We start from the raw sequence: 21,593 nt of genomic DNA, 5'->3' as shown, positions 1-21,593 counted from the left end.
GCCATCCTGGCTCGCCAATCGAAGAGTTTTCTTTATACTGTTCTTGATTTAATAGGAAGAGCTTTTAAGGAAAACAGTATAAGGGCAACTGCTTCTCTGTCATCGCCATCCTGGCTCGCCAATCGAAGAGTTTTCTTTATACTGTTCTTGATTTTATTTGAGAGAGCATTTAAGGAAAACAGTATAAGGGCAACTGCTTCTCTGGCTCGCCAATCGAAGAGTTTTCTTTATACTGTTCTTGATTTTATTTGAGAGAGCTTTTAAGGAAAACAGTATAAGTGCAACTACTTCTCTGTCTTCGCCAATCGAAGAGTTTTCTTTACCTTTTTTTACATAAATTCTTTTGTTTTTTCAAACACTAGAGTGGAATTTAAAGGAGAGTTAAAACAATGGGTATTTTAGAGAGATGGTTGGGTGAAGCGGGCGGGAAGAAGGATTTGCACCTCCTTTTGTTTATTGGCGGGCTGTACAGCCTAAGTATTGCTTTATCCAATACATTCGTTAATGTGTACTTGTGGAAACAATCCGGTCAAATTGTTGATATTGCCGTATATAATCTAACCGTAGTGCTTTTTCAACCGCTTACTTTTGTCTTTGCCGGCAGGCTCGCGAAAAAGGTTGACCGAATCATTGTTTTGCGTCTGGGTGTTATCTTTTTGGCCCTGTTTTATTTATCGGTCCTATTGGTCGGCACACGGGCAACGGATTTCCTTTGGTTGCTTGGTGGGCTGTTAGGGATCGGTTATGGGTTTTATTGGCTTGCCTATAATGTCTTGACTTTTGAAATAACTGAACCGGAAACCAGGGATTTCTTCAATGGATTTTTAGGGATTTTATCATCCATCGGGGGAATGGTCGGCCCGATTCTTTCAGGGTTCATCATTTCGAGGCTTGAGAAATTCACGGGATATTCCATTGTATTCGGGCTGTCTTTGCTATTGTTTTCCATTGCGGTTTTTCTTAGCTTTTCGTTAAAAAGACGTCCGGCTCATGGCAGGTACTGCTTCTTTAGGATATTGCAGGAACGGAAAAATAATCGGAATTGGCTCTTGATCACTCGTGCTCACTTTTTTCAAGGGATTCGAGAGGGCACATTCATGTTCATCATTTCGATTACCGTTTTCATTCAGACGGATAGTGAACTTGCCTTAGGGAGCTATGGTCTGTTAAATTCGGCCATATCATTCGTTGCGTATTTTTTTGCTTCACGATATATAAAACAGCCGATGCGCAAAAAGGCGATACTTATTGGAGGAATCCTATTGTATGCAGGGGTCTTATTGATTGCATTTGACATCACATTCGGGAAGCTTCTCATTTATGGGGCAATTGTCGCAACCGCTTATCCTATTCTTTTGGTCCCTTATATATCACTGACCTATGATATTATAGGCAGGGCTTGGAAAGCAGCGGAAATGAGGATTGAATATATCGTTGTCCGGGAATTGTTCGTTCATATTGGAAGGATTGTATCCATATCAGGATTCATACTTTCCGTCATGTTATTCGACCTAAAGCAATTACTGCCGATTTATCTGTTGATCGTCGGGGCAGGGCATACCGTGATATATTGGTTTGTACGGAAAATCGATATCATTGACCAAGATTGAAAAGAGGCCTTAGAGGCCTCTTTTCAATATACATGACTTACGGTTGTAGGATTTATGAGCCGTTAGTCACTTTTTATGTAAAGTTCGTTAGATGTTTAATATTTCTAGAACACTAAGGTAGAAAAAAATATAAATGTTCTATAGAATGGTATAGGACCTATTATGACTATGTAAAAAGGATGTGTGGCTTAGTGTGAATAAAAAGAAAAAGAAAAAGACGCATGTGCCTTTCAGATTGAATATTCTTTTCTTTTTAGTGTTTGTTTTGTTTTCCGCTTTAATTTTACGCTTGGGTGTTGTACAGATTGTTTATGGTGATGATTACCGGCGTGAGATTGAAAGAACAGAGGAAGTGACCGTGAATAATTCGGTGCCCCGTGGGAAAATGTATGACCGTAATTTAAAACTTATGGTCGATAACCAACCACTGGATGCAATTACATATACACGAAAGCAAGGTACGAAACAAACAGAAATGGTGGAAACGGCTGAGAAACTCGCGAATTTGATCGAAAAGGAAACAGACAAAGTGACTGAGCGCGATAAAAAGGATTTTTGGATTTTAAAGAATCCAAAGCTGGCCGAGAAAAAGATTACCGATAAAGAACGGAAAAAAGTGGAAGAGGGCGAGATGGAAGAAAGTGATTTGTACAAGCTTCAGCTTGATCGGATTACTGATGAAGAAACAAAGCTTTCGGAAAAGGATCTGGAAGTCCTTGCCATCTACAGGGAATTTGCAAGCGGATATGCCCTTACCCCGCAAATTGTGAAAAACAAGAAAGTAACAAAAGAAGAATTCGCCAAGGTGAGTGAAAACCTTGATTCGCTCCCAGGCGTCGATGTATCAACAGATTGGGATCGTTTTTATACGTATAATAAAACGCTTAAATCTGTATTGGGTAAAGTTTCCTCATCAGAAGAAGGGTTGCCTAGTGAAAGCCTGAACTACTACCTTGCACGTGATTACAGCCGGAATGACCGTGTAGGTAAGAGTTATATTGAAATGCAATATGAAGATATCCTCCAAGGGCAGAAAGCGAAAGTAAGGAATGTGACCGATAAATCAGGAAATGTCGTCGATTCCGAAGTGGTTACCGAAGGTTCGCGAGGAAAAGATCTTATATTGACAGTTGATATGGATTTACAGCTTGCAACAGAGGAAATCATTGAAAAGCAATTGATTGCCAAGAAAAAAATGGGTAACACTAAATTCTTGGACAGGGCCTTTGTCGTCATGATGGATCCCGATACAGGGGAAGTGTTGACGATGGCTGGCAAGAAATATGAGAAGGACCCAAAAACGGGGAAATCCTCGATTGAGGACTTCGCATTAGGAAATATTACGACTTCCTATACGATGGGCTCTGCGGTCAAAGGTGCTACCGTTTTAACCGGTTATCAGCAAGGTGCGATTCAGCCGGGTACGTACTTTTATGATACAAAGCTTAAGATCAAGGGAACAAAACCCAAAGGTTCATATAGCAACTTCGGGAACATAAATGATTTGACCGCATTGAAAGTTTCTTCGAACGTGTATATGTTCAGGACGGCCATTAATATTGCAGGTGCGCATTATGTGCCGAATGAGCCATTGAATATTAGTTCTAGCGCCTTTTCGACCATGCGGAATTCATTTGCCCAGTTTGGCTTGGGAGTCCGCACGGGTATAGATCTTCCGAATGAAATGAGCGGGTTCAAAGGCTCCGAAACATCTCCAGGTAAGCTGCTTGACCTTGCTATCGGCCAGTATGATACGTACACACCAATGCAGCTCGCGCAATATGTTTCAACCATTGCGAATGGCGGTAACCGCATGAAGCCGCATATGGTTAAGGAAATCCGCGATCCAGTTGATAATAATGAGCAATTGGGACCTGTTGCCGAAGACGTTTCACCGACTGTTCTTAATCGTCTTGATATGAAGGACGAGTGGATTGAACGTGTTCAAAGCGGTTTCGATAAAGTTGCGATGGAACAAGGCGGAACGGCTTATAAGTATTTTGGAAATAAACCATATACAGTGGCAGCTAAAACCGGGACGGCGGAAGCATTCTATGACGGCCCGAACCGGATGGATTATAGCGAGCCCCAAGAAACGATGAACATCACGCTTGTTGGCTATGCCCCAGCTAAAAATCCTGAGGTCGCTTTTGCGGTCGTTGTGCCATGGGCATACCAAGGACATTCAGGCCACAGCATGAGTAAAGAGATAGGTGAAGAAATCATGGATACCTATTTCGAACTGAAAAAAGAACGGGCTAAGAAAGAAAATACTGGAACCTCGACCGATTTGAAGGTGGAGAATGGTAAAGACGTTCAAAAGGACCAGGCTGAAGTTAGAAAAAGCCAGGAAAATGAATAATAAAAGGTTAAAAACACGTTTTTGGGTAAAACCGGAAACGTGTTTTTTTGCATTTTAAGAACGCATCAGCACAGTTCTTTCATCTTTACAATAAGCACACAATTATTTACTGAATATTTACAAATGCTTTAAACGGAATTTACAGTCTGAAAGTATGATGTGGGAGTAGGACAAAATATTCATATAAAATTCTTAGGGGGATTTACAAATGAGACGTTTCAAATTTATGGCTATGACCGCAGTAATGGGTGGAGTAATCGCAGTGGCAGCTGGATGTGGATCTAATGATACTTCAAACAGCGGTAAAGGAAATGAAGCGGCTTCAGATCAACTCAAGGGAGAAGTGATTACGGATGGTTCTTCAACGGTCTTTCCGATCATGGAGGCAGTTGCGGAAGAATACATGGCTACACAGCCTGATGTGAAGGTTTCAGTGGGATCATCAGGAACAGGTGGGGGATTCAAGAAATTCATCGCTGGTGATACGGACCTAGCCAATGCATCCCGCCCGGTGAAAGAAGAAGAAAGTGCCTTACTTGATGAAAAGGGTGTTGAATATACAGAATTGAAACTGGCATTTGACGGTATTTCAATCGTCGCCAATAAAGATAATGATTTCATCGATTCACTAACGGTTGAAGAACTTCAAAAACTGTGGATTGATAATGGAAAGGTGAAGAAATGGTCTGATATACGTCCTGAATGGCCGAACGAAGAAATTAAATTCTACTCTCCGGGAACAGATTCAGGCACATATGATTATTTCAATGAAGTGATCCTTGAAGAAAAACCAATGGTGGAAAATGCTACGCTTTCAGAAGACGATAACGTTCTTGTACAAGGTGTAGAAGGTGATAAAAATGCGATTGGATTCTTCGGTTATGCCTACTACTCTGAAAATAAAGATAAGTTAAAGATCATTTCCATCGACAACGGCAAAGGTGCTGTAGAGCCGACGCATGAAACGATTAAAAGTGGGGAATATGCACCATTGTCACGTCCACTTTACACATATGTAGCTAATAAGTCGGTAGCTGAAAAAGAACAAGTTGCAGATTATACTCAATTCGTCATTGAAAATGCAGGAGAGCTTGCAGAAGAAGTGGGTTATATCAGCCTGCCGGAAGAAGAGTACCAGAAAGATCTTGATAAATTAAAAGAATTGGAAAAATAAACGATATTACAGGCTATTGAAATCCCGCCTTGACTCGATTAAGGCGGGGGTAACAGCTTGTAAATCCAAATATTGCGTGTCTGAAATGGAGGATGCAAGTTGGAACTTAGAAAAACAGAAACCTATTCTGTACAGCAAATGATTCTGGAAAAGAAAAGTAAGAAAAAAATCAATATGGAAAAAGTCATTCCTAAGCTTTTGTTCCTTACGGCGGCAATTTCCGTTTTTACTACAATCGGGATCATCCTGACACTTATATTTGAAACATTCATCTTTTTTGACAGAGTATCCATCGTCGAATTTTTTACGGAAGCTAAGTGGCTGCCATTTGCATCTGCACCTTCCTATGGGATTATGCCCCTTATTGTTGGAACGTTGAAGATAACAGTCATAGCAGCGGTGGTTGCAGTTCCGGTAGGACTTGCAACAGCCATTTTCTTGAGTGAATATGCATCAGAGAAAACACGGAGAATCATCAAGCCGATTTTAGAAGTTTTAGCTGGGATTCCTACTATCGTTTATGGCTTTTTTGCCTTAACTTTTGTAACACCGGTTTTGCGGGATTTATTTCCTTCCCTTGACATGTTCAATGCCCTGAGTCCTGGAATCGTCGTAGGTATCATGATCATGCCGATGATAGCTTCTTTGTCGGAAGATGCCCTAGTATCAGTACCGAAGTCGATCCGCGAAGGTGCGTATGCTTTAGGAGCAACGAAACTTGAAACGACAATTAAAGTGGTATTGCCAGCAGCCATTTCTGGAATTGTGGCATCCATCGTTCTTGCTTTATCCAGAGCGATCGGGGAAACCATGATTGTGAGTGTTGCCGGTGGCTCAACCCCAAATATGAGCATGGATGTCACTTCATCGATTCAAACGATGACCGCTTATATCGTTCAAGTCAGTTCTGGGGATGCAGGGTATGGAACAACGATTTACTACAGCATATATGCGGTTGGAATGACACTGTTCGTCTTTACGCTTATCATGAATTTACTGGCGCAGTTCATCTCTCGCAAGTTCAGGGAGGAATATTAAGTCATGAAACTGATAAACAAAAGCCATGTTGCAAAAAAAATGCCTGCTAGGCTTGCTGTTAACACGATTTGTAAAGGATTATTCTTCTTGGCAACATTGGTTGGCCTCCTCGTATTGGCCATCTTATTTTATCGGATATTCACTCAAGGAATTGGTAGTCTGAATGGGGATTTCCTTCTGAATTTCGCTTCCAGGAAACCTGAAGAGGCTGGTATAAAGGCAGCGCTGATCGGTTCAATATGGCTGATGGTAGTGGTGGCCCCGGTTTCCCTGCTGCTCGGTGTTGGAACGGCCATTTATTTAGAGGAATATGCGAGGAAGAATTGGATCACCACTTTTATCAAAGTGAATATTTCCAATCTGGCAGGTGTCCCGTCAATAGTATTTGGACTACTGGGCTTAACGGTTTTCGTTCGTGCTCTTGCCTTGGACCGATCCATATTGGCTGCGGGCCTGACCATGAGCCTACTCGTTCTCCCGGTCATCATAGTTGCTGCCCAGGAGGCCATACGTGCCGTACCTCGTGATTTAAGGGAAGCTTCGTTTGGAATGGGTGCAACAAAGTGGCAAACCATTTTGAAAGTGGTCCTTCCTGCTGCGATACCTGGCATTTTAACTGGAGGAATACTTGCTTTGTCACGGGCAATCGGTGAAACGGCGCCATTGGTGGTGGTTGGCATACCAATGTTCATCGCCTTTTTACCTCAAACGGTCATGGATACATTTACAGTGCTGCCAATGCAAATCTATAATTGGACATCTCGTCCGCAGGAGGAATTCCAGCAGGTTGCTGCCGCGGGAATCATCGTTTTACTCATCCTGTTAATATTCATGAATTCAATAGCCGTTATAATTCGAAATAAATTCCAGAAAAGATACTGATAGGAGGAAGGAAGCATGAATATGACCTTAACGAGAGAAAAAGAGTCACCGGCTATCGAAATCGATAATGTCGGATCGGCTGCCTTGACGGAAAAGGTGTATGAAACATCCAATCTTAATTTATGGTATGGAGAAAACCATGCTTTGAAAAATATTAATCTGGATATGCACCAAAATGAAGTGACGGCCATCATTGGGCCTTCAGGATGTGGGAAATCCACCTACATTAAAACATTGAACCGAATGATAGAACTAGTCCCGGATGTGAAAACGACAGGACAGATTAAATATAGGAACAGGAATATCCTTGATCAGTCCTATAAGGTGGAAGATTTAAGGACACAGGTGGGGATGGTCTTCCAAAAGCCTAATCCCTTTCCTAAATCCATTTATGAAAATGTTGTATATGGACCAAAGATCCATGGAATTAAAAATAAAAAAATTCTTGATGAGATTGTCGAAAAGAGTTTAAAAGGGGCAGCGATTTGGAATGAAGTGAAAGACCGTCTGCATGAAAATGCATATGGACTTTCAGGTGGACAGCAACAGCGTCTTTGCATTGCCAGATGTTTGGCTATCGAACCAGATGTCATTCTAATGGATGAACCTACTTCTGCCCTTGATCCGATATCCACGTTGAAAATAGAAGAATTGGTCCAGGAACTGAAAAAGGATTTCAGCATCATCATCGTTACCCATAACATGCAGCAGGCAGCACGTATCTCTGATAGAACAGCCTTCTTCTTAAATGGGGAAGTCATCGAATATTCTGATACAAATACCATCTTCTCTAATCCGAATGATAAAAGAACAGAAGATTACATTACCGGGCGTTTCGGTTAAGAGAAAAGGAGATGCGATAATGATCGTTCGTGAAAATTTCGAGCTTCAATTGAAAGAGCTGCAAGAGAAAATCGTGAAGTTGGCTAATTTAGCTTCAGGTGCCATATCAAAATCATATGCCGCACTGGAAAGCAATAATGTAGATGAGGCTCTTGAAGTTATTGATGATGATACAATAGCTGATTTACTGGAAGAGGAAATAAATGACTTTGCGATTTTACTGATTGCTAAGCAACAGCCGGTTGCGATTGATTTAAGGCGTATCATTGCTGCCATAAAAATCGCCTCGGATATTGAAAGGATGGCAGACTTTGGTGTGAATATCGCCAAATCGGCGATCCGAATCGGTGACCAGCCATTTATTCTGCCTTTAACACCATTAAAGCAGATGCATGATATTACATTAAAAATGATTCGACTTTCAATAGAAGCATTTGAGAAGGAAGATGTTGTTCTTTCAAGAGAAATCATTGAAATGGATGATGAGGTTGATCGCTTTTATGGAGAAATGATTCGAAGTCTCCTTCGCCTTTCAGATGAAAAAAACCTTCAGCAGGTTACGCAGCTTTCCCTAATTGCTCGATATTTGGAAAGGACAGCGGACCATACAACGAATATCGCAGAGAATATTTATTTCCTTGTAAGAGGGAGATATATCAGCAGGAATGAATGAACCTATCCTAATTTGTAAAAGAGAGGCTTTTTCTCGGACATAGTCCATTTAAAAGTCTCTCTTATTCATTAATGTGTCAAAGTATTGGCCAATTGTCTATATGTCATATTATTCGTAACAACAAACTCGCCGATTTGTACTCTTTTCGAGAAATCACGGTCATTCATGTAAGCTTCAAATTCAGCAGCATCTTCGATGATTTTTTCCTTGGAAAGGCGATCGGCAATCTCGGCTGTGGTCATATTCGTTTTCACTTTAATTGTATAGGTAACGATGGAAGGTGCCTCTTCTGCTTCCTTCTCCATTAAAACCTTATCCGGATCCTTTGGTTGGACGGTCTTTTTAGCTTCCTCGGTAGGAAGTGTAATGACGAACCCCTCCTTTACGAGCAATTCCTTAGCTTCCTCCGCAGTGGGAGTGGTGCCTTCGAATTTTCCGGTGCCATAATAAAAGGCAGCAAAGATTGTTGTTGTAAAAATGATGCCGGCGGAAAGACCTTGCAGTCTTGCTTTGTTCATTGTCATTCACCCCGCAATCTTTGCTGCTCGATCACTGAAAGGGTTTGTTCCTTCGTTAACGATGATTGTCTAGCGATCTGGTCCAAAGTGAGACCTTGATTATATAAAGATAGAACCTGGCTTTTTAGAATCTCATGTATGGATTCGATATCATTGGAAGTGACAGTTATTTGATCCTTTACAGAGGGAACAGGGTCGTCCTGGATAACGAATTCCTCTTCAAGAATCTTCACCTTCTTCTTTAATTGGTAGATATCCTGTATATACGTTAGTGTCATCTGTTCTATATCTTCTTCTAATTTTGCAACTTTATCTTTACCGAAAAAGGAAATGATGAGAAGGACGATCGCTAATGAAAAAAGAAGGACGATAAGTGTTTCCATGTTTTCACCTCAGAAGTTAATTTTCGACAATATACTTATATTTTACACATATTCGAAAAAAATTGGGGATTTTCATATTTTTATATTTTGGAAGTAGGCAGTAAACTTCATTTATTGTCTGTTTTTTTTCAAATATTGTCGAAAAGCGATGTGGCCGTCGTTGATGAAAAAAAATTAGGCATGAAAATGGGAAAAAAACCTTTGAGAGATAACATACATAAAATTCGACAAAATGTGTTTATTGTCCATCAGCCAATTCAGTGCTAACATAAAGATAGAATAAATCGAAAAAATGAAATATTTTGAATTGTTAAAAATCGATGAACCTATAAGAAAATGGTGTGCAGAATTTAAAGTGGATCGTTTCACTGTCAGCGCCTAACGATAAGTAATATAAAGATAAAGATGGGGAAGGGATGATTATATGAATTCGCTATTCGCGTATATGCCACAGGATAACCAGGAATTATTTCGTAAGGGATTAAAGGCTGGATTATGGATGGATGAGAGTTTTGATTGGTATCCTGAGGAAGATATGATGAGTCATCCTAATGGGGAGATCCGGACACTTTCACAGACGTATACCCAAGGGCAGGTGACCTTTTCGAAGTTCACGATCAGGAATACCTCATTCGAGACGAAGCGCCCAAAAGTGTTTTTTCACTATGAAAACGCTTTCGAAAGGCAGGCGGTGGCTTTTTACAGCCCGAATGAACGGGCGATTTTACATGTAGCCCCTCAATCGATTGCCTTATTGGGTGGATTGGTGAAAGGAAAAAGCATCTCTCAATATTGCATCCAAGGTAAGGGAAGCCTTTATCAAGAAGGATGCTTCAAATCTTTGAAAGAAGGTCTCCTGGCTTATTCACCGCTCGCCAAAGGGGAAGTTACCAGTGTGTTTACGCTAGAAACGGAAATCTTACCGAAAGAATGTGTGGAAGCTGTGGCTTGGGTCATTCATGCCGAAACGAAAGAAGAAGCGAAAGTTATAAATAATCAACTCCTCCTGACGATGCAAAACGTAAACAATTGAGAATACGAAAAAGTTATGTTGGATTTCCCGAAAAACATACTAGCAATTCGCATTGAATAATGATATTATAGAAAAGTCCTATGTGAAAATGTCAATATGTTTGGAGGGAAATACACAATGCGCGTGAATATTACATTAGCTTGCACTGAATGTGGAGACCGTAACTATATTTCTAAAAAAAATAAACGTAACAATCCAGACCGTCTTGAGCTTAAAAAATACTGCTCAAGGGAAAAACGCAGCACGACTCACCGTGAAACAAAGTAAGCAACAGGATTTTTCCTGTTGTTTTTTTTATGCATTTTTTGAGTCCTTCTTTTCTCTCTTTCCTTTAGTGTATATTTTCACCAGAATGCACCAATGATTCGGCTATTTCCGACACCGTATTTTCGTAAATGGATAAAGATTATGAGATAATGATAGAAGTAGAATAAAGGAGTCGGAAGAGATGAGAGAAAACAAGAATAAGCTCCGTCAAGAAGTTAGGTCCCGTTTAATGGAGCTGACTAAAGAGGAACATGAAGAACTATCCAACAGAATCGCTGAAAACTTATTTGCATTGAAAGAATGGAAAAATGCTGATTCCATTGGCATCACCATCTCCATTCCGCCTGAAGTCCCAACGGTACGGATCATCGAACAAGCATGGAGCGAAGGAAAATCAGTGGCTGTACCAAAATGTGACCCCGAAAAAAAGACAATGGAATTCAAAAAAATTTCGTCCTTCAATCAGCTCGAGTCTGTTTATTACGGATTGCTGGAACCAGTGGCTGAAACAGCAAAGGCCAGCAAAGAGGAATTGGACGCATTGATCGTACCCGGCCTTGCTTTTACCAAGGAGGGGTATCGCCTAGGCTTTGGAGGGGGCTATTATGACCGATTCCTATCTAATTACCGAGGTGATACATTGGCCCTTACATACGAGCTTCAATTAATGGATGAACTCCCGATAGAGGTACATGATCTAGCGGTGGGCAAACTCATTACCCCATCCAGGGTTATACGCACGTACGCCCATTAAGAAGAAGTTCATTAATTATCACTTTTAGCTCATAAAAATCCTATCCTGTATCACACTATTGATAGGAGGGATTGTTATGCTTCGATTAATTATTCAAATCTTCTTGGTTGGTTTAGCTGTTTATGCAGGTTACAAAAACCGGTACCGCCTGATAAATGTTGCGTTGTCCAACGGCATACTGAGAAGATTTCTAGTGACTAAATCCTTGGATATGCCAATGTTCAGGGATAAAATGATGCAAAGCATGTTCACTCAAACCAAATGAGGATGCCGGCATCTTGAAAAGGGAACCTGACCAGGGGTTCCTTTTTTATTTTTTAGGAGCGGGAAAACAGTCTCCTTTTTTACTTTTTACATGATTTCGTCTATAGTTTTAATTAAAGAACAGGAATTTTAGAAGCTTAAGTTTTATTGGAAAGTGGGGAAGGCATTGGGATTTAGAGAGGATTATTTTTTTTGGGAAACCATAAGGGAGTTGTCTGCCCATTATGATTATCGAATGATCACAGTCACGGAAAACCATCAGGAGATTTGGCTTGAGAGCGATAAGAACAAGGAGTTTCCAGTCATAAGACTCATCCGGCATGATTTGGATTGGGCTAATTGGCTGAAACGCGATACCGAGCGAACATTGCAGAATGGGGAAAGAATCAGAAGGAAATTATACAAAAAGCCAATAAACATATTAAGTATCTATGTTAGTAAATTCGCCCCGGTCGATGATCATGACTTTAGTTCACGGGTGGCCTCCTTTAAAAAAACGAATGTCAACACGTTCCTCCTTACTTGTGAAAACTTTCATGATTCGTTGCAAAACCTTGAACATGTTTTGAAAAAACCACTTTCAATTCAAGTTCTTGAGGAAAATGAAATAGATGAGGAAAAGGTTCTTGCAGTAAAGAAGAACGCCATCTCGGAGTCAGTCAAAAAGGCTAAGGCCGAACAGAAGGTATTTCAAAATGCCAATAAGCCATTCTTTACATATATATTCATGGCGGTACAAATAGCAGTGTTCATTTTGATGGAGTTTAATGGGGGCAGCACCAATTCCAAGACTTTGATTGAGTTTGGCGCTAAATTTTCCCCTTATATCATCCAAGGGGAATGGTGGCGATTCTTTACACCGATGATCGTCCATATTGGGTTCATTCATTTACTGATGAATACATTTTCGCTGTATTTGATTGGTGCTGAAGTTGAAAGGATTTACGGCAATGCCAGGTTCCTTTTCATCTATATATTCGCTGGTTTCGCTGGAACTCTAGGCAGCTTCATCATGACCCCGAACCTTTCCGCAGGTGCGAGCGGAGCCATTTTTGGCTGTTTTGGGGCACTTCTGTACTTTGGTATCGTCTATCCGAAATTATTCATGCGCTCGATGGGCTCATCGGTGATCGTGTTGATCATCATTAACTTAATATATGGTTTCACCGTTTCGGGAATTGACAATGCAGGGCATATCGGAGGTTTGATCGGAGGGTTCTTGGCAGCTGGAGTGGTACATCTGCCAAAATCCAATAATATCTTTCGGCAGCTGGCTTTTCTGATCGGAACGGTAATACTGACCTATTCCCTGCTGCAATTTGGTTTCAATCATCAGGAAAGTGCAGCTATCGATGATAATACCATGGCAATGATGGCCCAAAAGTATATTGATGATGATGAAGAGGATAAGGCGGAAGAGATGCTATTCAAATATGTGGAGTCAAATCCTGATGCACCGCTATCGCTCTTTATGCTCGGAAATTTATCTTTTGATAAAAAGGACATATACAAGGCAAAGGGTTATTATGAAAAAGCGATTGAAAGTAATCCGGATTTGCATGAAGCCCATTACAATCTTGCCTTGGTCTACATGAATCTCGAATCATTCGATCAAGCTAGAGAGCAAGCTGATAAGGCTATTGAGCTTGCCCCGGATAATAAATCATACACTAAACTACTGGAAGAAATCGAAAAGCGACTATAACTTTTGACGCAGCATGATGGGGGTGCCGTCTTTCAGGGTAAACAAGACAAGTACTTCCCTTTGATTCTTCGCCATAAGCAATAGGGGGATGGTGCTACCTTGTGGACTTACAGTGGAGCCATCCTCCTTTTTTACTCCCACCACATAATTTTTGTATAGTCCTTCCCATAGTTTTCCTACAATTTCTTCCCGTTTGAATTGGGGGAAGGCAGCAAGCCATTGATTTTTCTTTGAAGGCAGATCCGTTAAAGAAATGATTTTGTACTGATCAAGATTAACCTTAAAGGCTTGCCCGGCTTTCTCCAAACCATTTCGAACCGTTTGATCTGTCAAGCCGTCCAGCGTTTTTTTCCACTGAATCTGTTCTTCTGAAAGGGGGCGGTGGAAAAATTGAAAAACTGGTGTCGTTACTGTATAGAGTTTATCTTTACTGAGCTGCTGGGCACTGGTGAAAATGGTGTCACTAGGATGAACCTCGGCATAATGAAACGTTACAGCTTCATAACGCCCACTCTCGGATTCTTTATATTTCGCTTTTTGAGAGAGTTCTTGTTTATTTTGGCGCCAATTTTTTAAAGCTCCTGCCAATTTTCCATTTTTGTATAAAAGTGATACGTCCTGACGTAAGTAAGCAGGCTGGTCCAACGTAGAATCCACCCTCCAAGTGATGGTATAGGTGGAATCCCCGGTACCTTTAGGTGTCAGGTGGGTTGAAGCATGTTCAAAATGGAGCGAGGAATCGATGGGAAAAAAAATGATGGTTTCCTCTGTCCGTTTATGATTTGATAAATAAAGGATGACAAAAATGGTGGTTAAAACCAAAAAGACGGTATACTTCAATTGTACTTTCATTTTTCCCCTCCGTTTTACGCGTGATGAATGGTTTAAAAACATAAGCTGTTAAATCAATAAATGGAGTCCACATTCTTGATATTTCATCATATGAATACAGTTGGACATGTATGAGGGGGATGGGGAAATTATCAAAAGAGGAAATGGGCGCTTGTTACAAAGGTGCTGATTCGATATACTTTCCTAAAGAAAAGAGTAAAGAGGTTTACTATGAAAACATATTATGATCTTCAACAATACTTGAAAAGATTTGGTACATTTATCTATATTGGCGATCGCTTAGCCGAGCTTGAACTGATGGAGACCGAAATAAGGGAACTCCACCGTATGCAGATGATGGATACGAAAGATTATCAAATGGCGATTCTTTTAATCAGGCAGCAATTGTCTCTTGAAAGGGAAAAACAGAAAAAAAATTGATAAAAAAGGTGAGAATGATGGAAAAGTGGCTGATGGGTGTGGATTTAGGCGGTACAACTACCAAACTGGCTTTAATCAATTTATACGGCGAGATCATTCATAAATGGGAAATCAGCACAGACATCTCCGAAAAGGGAAAATACATTACGATAAACATAGCCAAAGCAATTGATGCGAAGCTCGTGGAACTTAATGAACCGAAGAGTAAGATAGTTGGGATAGGAATGGGTGCTCCCGGTCCTGTGAAATTTGTTAACGGTTCCATATATGAAGCCGTCAATCTTGGCTGGAAGGACTATCCTTTAAAAGATTTATTGGAGGTGGAGACAGCTCTTCCAGCTGTGATCGATAATGATGCCAATATGGCTGCTTTGGGAGAAATGTGGAAAGGTGCCGGTAATGGAGCCAAAGACCTCGTTTGTGTCACTCTGGGAACGGGTGTAGGAGGCGGAATCATCCATAATGGACAAATCGTCCATGGTACCAGTGGAGCTGCTGGGGAAGTAGGCCATATAACGGTCGTAACGGACGGAGGGGCACCATGCAATTGCGGCAAGACTGGTTGTTTGGAAACGGTTGCTTCGGCAACGGGAATCGTCCGTATGGCTTTAGAAGCCTTGAATGCCGCTGATGAAAAGTCATTGCTTCAGCAGAAAGTAGAAGAGGGGAATACGGTTACTTCCAAATTGTTATTCCAATGCGCTGCAGCTGGTGATCCCTTATCCAAAGCTGTGGTGGATAAGGTAGGCAATTACTTGGGGCTGGCACTATCACATGTTGGGAATGTCATGAATCCAGATAAAATCGTCATTGGCGGGGGCGTTTCACAAGCGGGAGACATTTTGCTTGATACCGTTCGTTCTGCTTTCGGAAAGTATGCATTCAAAAGGGTTAGTAAATCAACGAAAATCAGCCTGGCCACTCTAGGCAATGATGCAGGGGTAATAGGTGCAGCCTGGCTCATTAAAAGCCAAATGAATACGTGATCCCATACTGCCCTCTGATCAGGGTTATAAGAACAAAAGATGGAATCTTCAAAGATAGTTCCCCCTTTTGAGGGGGAAACCATGACCCATTATTGAGGCGCTCTGGACCGCAGGTCCAGCGCTTCTTCGATGAGGAGGGACCAGGATTGAAAAGGGTCTTCAAAAAACAGGGATATTCATTGTTTTGGGTCGTATTGATTTTACTTTGGCTTAAAACATATATCGCCTATAAAACAAGTTTTGAGATAGATATTGATAACTGGATCCAGGAGTTCATACTATTCATCAATCCAGTCAGTTTCCTTTTACTTACACTTGGCGTGAATCTATTTTTTAAAGAAAATAGACGGACAGCATACTTACTGATCATGAGTTTCTTCATCACCTTCGTCCTCTTTGCCAATCTTGTTTTTTTTCGTTTTTTCAATGATTTCTTAACCATTCCCGTTCTATTTCAAACGAGCAATATGAACGACCTTGGAAGCAGTGTACATGAATTGATCAATCCGAGTGATCTATTGTATTTTGCCGATATTCTGTTCTTGTTGCTTCTGCTGAAATACAAACCAAAAACATTCCATCAAAGTCGATACAATCCCCAGGACCGTAAATTCTTTTTGTTAATGGCTTTAGGAGTGACATTTTTTAACTTAGCTTTAGCGGAAGCCGCGCGTCCTGAACTCCTGACAAGAACGTTTGACCGCGAAATCCTCGTTAAGAATATCGGTACGTACCATTATCACCTCTATGATGCAATATTACAGACGAAATCATCAGCTCAACGTGCACTTGCTGATGGCAGTGAATTGTCGGAAATTGAAAATTATGTCCGTGCCAATCAAAAAGAAGTTAATGATGAATTTTATGGACTGGCAAAAGGCAAAAATGTGATTCTAATATCATTGGAATCCACTCAAAGCTTTGTCATCAATAAAACTGTCAACGGGGAAGAAATCACTCCTTTTCTGAACCAATTCATTACAGATAGCTATTATTTCAATAACTTTTATCACCAAACCGGCCAGGGGAAAACATCCGATTCAGAATTCATTATTGAGAATTCCCTCTATCCTTTAGGTAGAGGTGCAGTATTTTTCACTCATGCCCAAAATGAATACAAAGCCACACCTGAAATCTTAACGGAAAAAGGTTACTACACGGCTTCCTTGCATGCCAATAATAAAAGCTTTTGGAATCGTGACATAATGTACGATTCTCTTGGGTACCAACGGTTTTATGATAGTGATGAATACAAAGTGTCTGAAGGGAATTCCATCAATTGGGGTTTGAATGATAAATCTTTCTTCAAACAATCAATTTCTCACTTGAAGAGTATGCCTGAGCCTTTTTATGCCAAGTTCATAACGTTAACCAACCATTTTCCATTCACTTTAAAAGAAGAAGACCGGACATTGGAACCTTACAATTCCAATTCCAAAACATTGAATCAATATTTTCCAACCGTACGTTATACCGACGAAGCCTTGGAGCAGTTTATCGGCGATTTGAAACGTAATGGATTATATGAGGATTCCGTCATTGTTCTATACGGAGACCATTATGGAATTTCTGAAAATCACAAATCTGCCATGAGCCAGTTCCTTGGGAAGGAAATTACGCCTTTCGAATCCATCCAGCTTCAGCGTGTCCCGCTCATCATACATGTCCCCGGGCAGAAGGGGAAAACGATTTCCACCGTTTCCGGCCAAATTGATGTAAGGCCGACTCTCCTTCATTTATTGGGAATTGAAAATGATGATTATATTGAATTCGGCAAAGATCTATTTTCCGAAGAGAAATTAGAATTCACCGTTCTCCGCGATAGCAGTTTCATCACGAAGGATTACCTCTATACGATGGATACTTGCTATGATAAAAAGACCGGAGCGGCGACTGCAAAGGATTCATGCGAGAAGTATTTGGAAAAGGCAAAACAGGAGCTTGATTACTCCGACAAAATCATTTATGGGGATTTGCTCCGATTTTATGAGCAGCCTTGAAAAAGGAAACCTGGTGCAATCCAGGTTTTTTAACTTTTTCAGGGAAATCTGTACCCCTTACAGTTATGAAACAAGAGACTTCCTGAACATCTTTCTGTTTTTCCCTTCATAAAGATAAAATAATGAAAGGGGCGGAGGCTGAATGAAAATTGTGAGCAGAAGCGGGGATGATTTGGCATATTACAGTCAATTGTTCAAAATTCCCCGGGTATTGATTGAGGATGCCAATCCGGCCATTACTGGCGGTGTTTTGCCAAATGGCATCGAAGTACAGATACCTGGATACATTGTTCAGCAAGAGTCCCGGTTAGATATAGATTTTGCTGATATCGCTTTACAATATCACCTGCCAATCGATGGGATAGTATTATTGAATCAAGATGGACAAAAACCTTTTTCGGTACCCGTCCGGGTGATGAATCCCGTGATAGTCACCGACAAGCCCTACGAATATCAATCACTTCTTGACGATCTTGATGTTCTATCTTGTCATTACCCCTTTATTAAGGTTGAATCGGTCGGAAAGAGTGTGCTGGGAAAAGAACTCCTTGAGGTAAGAATCGGTCAAGGTGAAAAGATCATACATTATAACGGTTCATTCCACGCTAATGAATGGATCACTACGGCGGTTTTGATGAAATGGCTGAATGATTTTCTGCTGGCAGTAACGAATGATCGTACACTTTGCGGAATGGACTGTATGCCGTACTACCGGGATATGTCCATTTCGATGGTTCCAATGGTGAATCCGGATGGAGTCGACCTTGTCTTAAAGGGGGAGGAGGCGGCAGAGGGGAAGGTTGATGTTTTAAAAATAAATAATGGTAATCCTGCCTTTTATGCTTGGAAAGCCAATATCCGCGGTGTGGACCTGAATAACCAATATCCTGCTAACTGGGAGATTGAAAAGCGGAGAAAGATTCCAAAAGCCCCTGCCCCGAGGGATTTCCCAGGAGAAACCGCGTTATCAGAACCAGAAGCATTGGCCATGAAGGAGCTGGCAATAAGACGTAATTTTGAAAGAGTGCTGGCGCTTCACACCCAGGGAAAAGAATTCTATTGGGGATATGAGGGACATGAACCTGAACAGGCAGAGAATGTTGCGAGGGAGTTTGAGGAGCGCAGCGGATATCGGGCCGTAAAATACGTTGACAGCCATGCTGGGTATAAAGATTGGTTCATTCAGGAATTCAAACGCGGTGGATTCACAATCGAGCTGGGAAAGGGAATCAATCCACTTCCGCTATCCCATTTGCCTGGTATATATGAAGATTCCGTCAAGATTTTGATGGCAGGCCTATATATGTGATGCATCCCCCTAAGGAATATACTTCCAAAAAAATATAAGATCATTATCCGCCACATTTTCTCTTTTTTACTTTATAATGAAAGAGGGTAAGGATTCGATTGGTTAATCCTTACTCTCTTTCTAATGTCTCGCTCACATATGCCAGGCGTTTTAGTTTTGAAGTGGGAGGTGTGTGGAGATTAAAGTATCCAAAGCAGCCCTTTGTATGCGGCTTTCCATTTGTAAGATGTTGTGTTTCGTCCCATTATTTATCTCCACTATCCTTCTTATCTCGGCTTGTGAGCCTTCCAAGGACCTTAGTAAACCCGTAAATGATACGGAAAAAGAACACTCCCAATCTAACCTGGAAACTTCAGTAAGCAATTTAAAGGTCCCGACCGCAGAAACGGAAAAAATCGAAGCCATTTTTGGATGGCTGGATTCGAAAACCATTTTATATTCTGTGAAGCGGGATGGTAATGAATTATCCCAGTTGATGTCATGGAATTTGGAAACGAATGAAACTTCCGTTTTCTATCAGCCGGCTTTTGCGTTTTCTGAAGTATCGATCAGTCCGTCTGGTACGCATATTTTGTTGTCGTCCTTTACCTCTTCGGATAAAGCATCAATCACAATACTCGATAAAACGGGGAATCCACTGTATTCCGTGGCAATCCCAGCCTATGAATTAGCTTATGAGTGGAATTCATTTAAAGATGGCCAGTTGTTTGTATCGAGCTTTTATGAAGATTGGACATACAGCAGTTATGTATTGAATCCAGATGAACAAACTATGGAAACTCTGGACTTTCCACAGCCCTTTGCACAATGGGCAAGTGAAAATGACTTGATGTTTTTGGATTGGGACAAAGAAGAACCTGCTTTGACGGCTCCCCTAGAAAGAAAAGCGCTGCATGGAGATGGGGCAGACAGCCTTATGCTCGATGTCATTCACTTTAAAAAAATGAAGCAAGCGCTGATGACGATTCAAGTGGAGACAGAAAAACAAGATCGGGGTACATATGCATTTTATGATCCAACAAACAAGCCGATCCACTCTTTTTCCGTGCCACTATTGAAAAGCTTTTCGGATTGGGTCATTCCATCCTATGATTTCATTGAAAAAAACAAGGAATTCATAACGTTTATTCCTAATGAATCAAAAGACGCGGACCAATATGAGGGAAGGTTTACCTTAACTAAATTAAATTGGGAAAAAGGCACACAAGAAGAATTGATGAAGGACATGGAAAATGAACCATTAAGCTGTTCGCTTGATGGCAACTTCTGCTTATATGGATATCAATTTGAGAAAATCATTGATATGAAAACCCATCAAATACAAAGATTGTTCAAACAAACATGATAACCTAAAACAAAAGCTCGCCGGATGGCGAGCTTTTTTCTTCAATGGGCAACAGGAAAACCGCTGTTGATGACAGTCATGACAGTGAACCAGCCAAACACGACTGCACTGCCGGCTGCAAAAATGAATCCTAAGAAGTTTCTCTTTTTTAATGAGGTAAACACAGCTGCTACTCCTAATATTGCCACAAGTCCGAAAACAACCATTAATATCATGTCAAAACCCCCTTTTTTCATAATGAATACCTAATCCCTAATAATATACCCAGAGAATAAAGCAACTACCAAAAATATGTAGAAAAGATTGCATTTGTTAATATCTTAATATTTTTTCAATTATTTGTCGAGGTTTAATAGGTGACACTTCTATGACATGAGTAAACTGGATTAACATTAGCAGCTTAATTAGTGTAAGATAAAGATAGAAAATCATATTGGAGTTGATGGAAATGAAATGGACACAAATTCCTCTAGGCCCGCTGCAAACGAATTGTTATGTAGTTTCCGATGGACAGGATTGCATCATTTTCGATCCGGGTGAAGAGCCACAGAAAATCATACAGTACATACAAACAAAAAATTTAAAGCCTTTAGCAATTTTATTGACACATGCACATTTTGACCATATCGGTGCTCTGGATGCCATTCGGGATCATTATGGAATCCCTGCATATATTCATGAAAAAGAGGCCAAGTGGCTACTTGACCCCGCATTGAATGGTTCTCAAAACTGGTTCCCTGAAAATCCAATGCGAATGAAGCCTGCCGATCACATCTTGGCAAATGAGCAAGAGCTTACTATTGGAGGATTCACTTTCGAAGTATTCGAAACCCCTGGACACTCACCAGGGAGCGTTTCGTATTATGTGAAGGACGAACGTCTCCTATTTTCCGGGGACGTCTTGTTCCAAGGAAGCGTTGGCAGAACCGATTTAATAGGCGGAAGCGAGTCAGTGCTCTTAAATAGCATTGAAACGAAGCTGCTGACACTTTCTGATGATGCTATCGTTTTTCCAGGTCATGGCCCTGTCACGACGATTCTGGATGAAAAGAATACTAATCCCTTTTTGAGATAATTACTTATACAGGTGCCGCAGTGGCACCTGTTTTTTTAGTTCTTAATTATGTGAAAATATTGAAATGGGTCAATTCCGGAACTATACTGAATATAAAAAA

22 protein-coding genes are annotated in these 21,593 nt (G+C 40.8%); 18 read left to right on the top strand and 4 right to left on the bottom strand.

Features of this window, described 5'->3' with window-relative positions; genetic code table 11:
• Window positions 1-389: 389 nt before the first annotated feature.
• From J7I90_RS23330 to phoU, 7 genes are all read left to right on the top strand, one after another.
• A complete protein-coding gene (locus J7I90_RS23330) occupies window positions 390-1,610 on the top strand; it encodes an MFS transporter (protein ID WP_034308434.1) in 1,221 nt (406 codons plus the stop codon).
• Window positions 1,611-1,803: 193 nt separating this feature from the next.
• Window positions 1,804-3,972, top strand: coding sequence for a peptidoglycan D,D-transpeptidase FtsI family protein (locus tag J7I90_RS23325; protein WP_214773965.1), 2,169 nt, complete (start codon window positions 1,804-1,806; stop codon window positions 3,970-3,972).
• Between the two features lie 208 nt (window positions 3,973-4,180).
• Window positions 4,181-5,146, top strand: a complete 966-nt coding sequence (locus J7I90_RS23320; RefSeq protein ID WP_106026896.1) for a PstS family phosphate ABC transporter substrate-binding protein — start codon at window positions 4,181-4,183, stop codon at window positions 5,144-5,146.
• Between the two features lie 138 nt (window positions 5,147-5,284).
• A complete protein-coding gene (pstC, locus tag J7I90_RS23315) occupies window positions 5,285-6,184 on the top strand; it encodes a phosphate ABC transporter permease subunit PstC (RefSeq protein WP_214773967.1) in 900 nt (299 codons plus the stop codon).
• Window positions 6,185-6,187: 3 nt separating this feature from the next.
• On the top strand, window positions 6,188-7,066 hold the full coding sequence (gene pstA, locus J7I90_RS23310; RefSeq protein WP_214773964.1) for a phosphate ABC transporter permease PstA: 879 nt from the start codon (window positions 6,188-6,190) through the stop codon (window positions 7,064-7,066).
• A gap of 21 nt (window positions 7,067-7,087) precedes the next feature.
• Window positions 7,088-7,909 (top strand): phosphate ABC transporter ATP-binding protein PstB, encoded by an 822-nt coding sequence (pstB, locus tag J7I90_RS23305; protein ID WP_214773966.1) that lies wholly within the window; start codon window positions 7,088-7,090, stop codon window positions 7,907-7,909.
• Window positions 7,910-7,928: 19 nt separating this feature from the next.
• Window positions 7,929-8,582 carry a phosphate signaling complex protein PhoU gene (gene phoU / locus J7I90_RS23300; RefSeq protein WP_048682139.1) on the top strand — a complete coding sequence of 218 codons (654 nt, stop codon included), beginning with the start codon at window positions 7,929-7,931 and terminating at the stop codon, window positions 8,580-8,582.
• A gap of 68 nt (window positions 8,583-8,650) precedes the next feature.
• Here phoU and J7I90_RS23295 read toward each other — a convergent pair whose 3' ends face one another.
• Both J7I90_RS23295 and J7I90_RS23290 read right to left on the bottom strand, forming a co-directional pair.
• Entirely contained in the window at window positions 8,651-9,100 is a 450-nt protein-coding gene (locus tag J7I90_RS23295; RefSeq protein WP_214773963.1) for an endolytic transglycosylase MltG, read from the bottom strand.
• Between the two features lie 2 nt (window positions 9,101-9,102).
• Window positions 9,103-9,483 carry a hypothetical protein gene (locus tag J7I90_RS23290; protein WP_214773962.1) on the bottom strand — a complete coding sequence of 127 codons (381 nt, stop codon included), beginning with the start codon at window positions 9,481-9,483 and terminating at the stop codon, window positions 9,103-9,105.
• A gap of 424 nt (window positions 9,484-9,907) precedes the next feature.
• Here J7I90_RS23290 and J7I90_RS23285 point away from each other — a divergent pair, with 424 nt between their 5' ends.
• The 5 genes from J7I90_RS23285 to J7I90_RS23265 all read left to right on the top strand — a co-directional run bounded on the left by J7I90_RS23285 (window position 9,908) and on the right by J7I90_RS23265 (window position 13,506).
• The gene (locus J7I90_RS23285) at window positions 9,908-10,516 is read left to right on the top strand and encodes a hypothetical protein (protein ID WP_034308418.1); all 609 of its coding nucleotides are present in this window, start codon (window positions 9,908-9,910) and stop codon (window positions 10,514-10,516) included.
• A gap of 117 nt (window positions 10,517-10,633) precedes the next feature.
• Complete coding sequence (rpmG, locus tag J7I90_RS23280) at window positions 10,634-10,783, top strand: 50S ribosomal protein L33 (protein ID WP_028391797.1); 150 nt, start codon at window positions 10,634-10,636, stop codon at window positions 10,781-10,783.
• 181 nt (window positions 10,784-10,964) lie between these two features.
• A complete protein-coding gene (locus J7I90_RS23275; RefSeq protein WP_214773961.1) occupies window positions 10,965-11,537 on the top strand; it encodes a 5-formyltetrahydrofolate cyclo-ligase in 573 nt (190 codons plus the stop codon).
• A 76-nt stretch (window positions 11,538-11,613) separates the two neighbouring features.
• Complete coding sequence (locus tag J7I90_RS23270; RefSeq protein WP_034308414.1) at window positions 11,614-11,802, top strand: hypothetical protein; 189 nt, start codon at window positions 11,614-11,616, stop codon at window positions 11,800-11,802.
• A 165-nt stretch (window positions 11,803-11,967) separates the two neighbouring features.
• Window positions 11,968-13,506, top strand: a complete 1,539-nt coding sequence (locus J7I90_RS23265; RefSeq protein WP_214773960.1) for a rhomboid family intramembrane serine protease — start codon at window positions 11,968-11,970, stop codon at window positions 13,504-13,506.
• Here the strand turns inward: J7I90_RS23265 and J7I90_RS23260 are convergent.
• Window positions 13,501-14,358 (bottom strand): hypothetical protein, encoded by an 858-nt coding sequence (locus tag J7I90_RS23260; protein ID WP_214773959.1) that lies wholly within the window; start codon window positions 14,356-14,358, stop codon window positions 13,501-13,503. The two genes, J7I90_RS23265 and J7I90_RS23260, sit on opposite strands and share 6 nt — an antisense overlap.
• Window positions 14,359-14,568: 210 nt before the next feature.
• Here J7I90_RS23260 and J7I90_RS23255 point away from each other — a divergent pair, with 210 nt between their 5' ends.
• From J7I90_RS23255 to J7I90_RS23235, 5 genes are all read left to right on the top strand, one after another.
• Window positions 14,569-14,778: a YqgQ family protein gene (locus J7I90_RS23255; RefSeq protein ID WP_214773958.1), complete on the top strand. Its 210-nt coding sequence runs from the start codon at window positions 14,569-14,571 to the stop codon at window positions 14,776-14,778.
• Window positions 14,779-14,792: 14 nt separating this feature from the next.
• Window positions 14,793-15,764 (top strand): ROK family glucokinase, encoded by a 972-nt coding sequence (locus tag J7I90_RS23250; protein WP_063575677.1) that lies wholly within the window; start codon window positions 14,793-14,795, stop codon window positions 15,762-15,764.
• A 146-nt stretch (window positions 15,765-15,910) separates the two neighbouring features.
• On the top strand, window positions 15,911-17,764 hold the full coding sequence (locus J7I90_RS23245; RefSeq protein ID WP_214773957.1) for an LTA synthase family protein: 1,854 nt from the start codon (window positions 15,911-15,913) through the stop codon (window positions 17,762-17,764).
• A gap of 142 nt (window positions 17,765-17,906) precedes the next feature.
• On the top strand, window positions 17,907-19,073 hold the full coding sequence (locus J7I90_RS23240; RefSeq protein WP_214773956.1) for a M14 family metallopeptidase: 1,167 nt from the start codon (window positions 17,907-17,909) through the stop codon (window positions 19,071-19,073).
• 172 nt (window positions 19,074-19,245) lie between these two features.
• A complete protein-coding gene (locus tag J7I90_RS23235; RefSeq protein ID WP_214773955.1) occupies window positions 19,246-20,418 on the top strand; it encodes a YqgU-like beta propeller domain-containing protein in 1,173 nt (390 codons plus the stop codon).
• A gap of 41 nt (window positions 20,419-20,459) precedes the next feature.
• On the opposite strand, the gene J7I90_RS23230 is transcribed toward J7I90_RS23235, so the two are convergent.
• A complete protein-coding gene (locus J7I90_RS23230) occupies window positions 20,460-20,633 on the bottom strand; it encodes a DUF2759 domain-containing protein (protein ID WP_034308396.1) in 174 nt (57 codons plus the stop codon).
• A gap of 233 nt (window positions 20,634-20,866) precedes the next feature.
• Between J7I90_RS23230 and J7I90_RS23225 the strand changes: the two genes are divergently transcribed.
• Window positions 20,867-21,493: an MBL fold metallo-hydrolase gene (locus J7I90_RS23225; protein ID WP_057278817.1), complete on the top strand. Its 627-nt coding sequence runs from the start codon at window positions 20,867-20,869 to the stop codon at window positions 21,491-21,493.
• Window positions 21,494-21,593: the final 100 nt, after the last annotated feature.

The organism is Bacillus sp. ISL-57 (assembly GCF_018613135.1).
Lineage (GTDB): Bacteria > Bacillota > Bacilli > Bacillales > DSM-1321 > Peribacillus > Peribacillus frigoritolerans.
The sequence above is the reverse complement of the archived record's forward strand: the minus strand, read 5'-3'. Positions and strand labels throughout refer to the sequence as shown.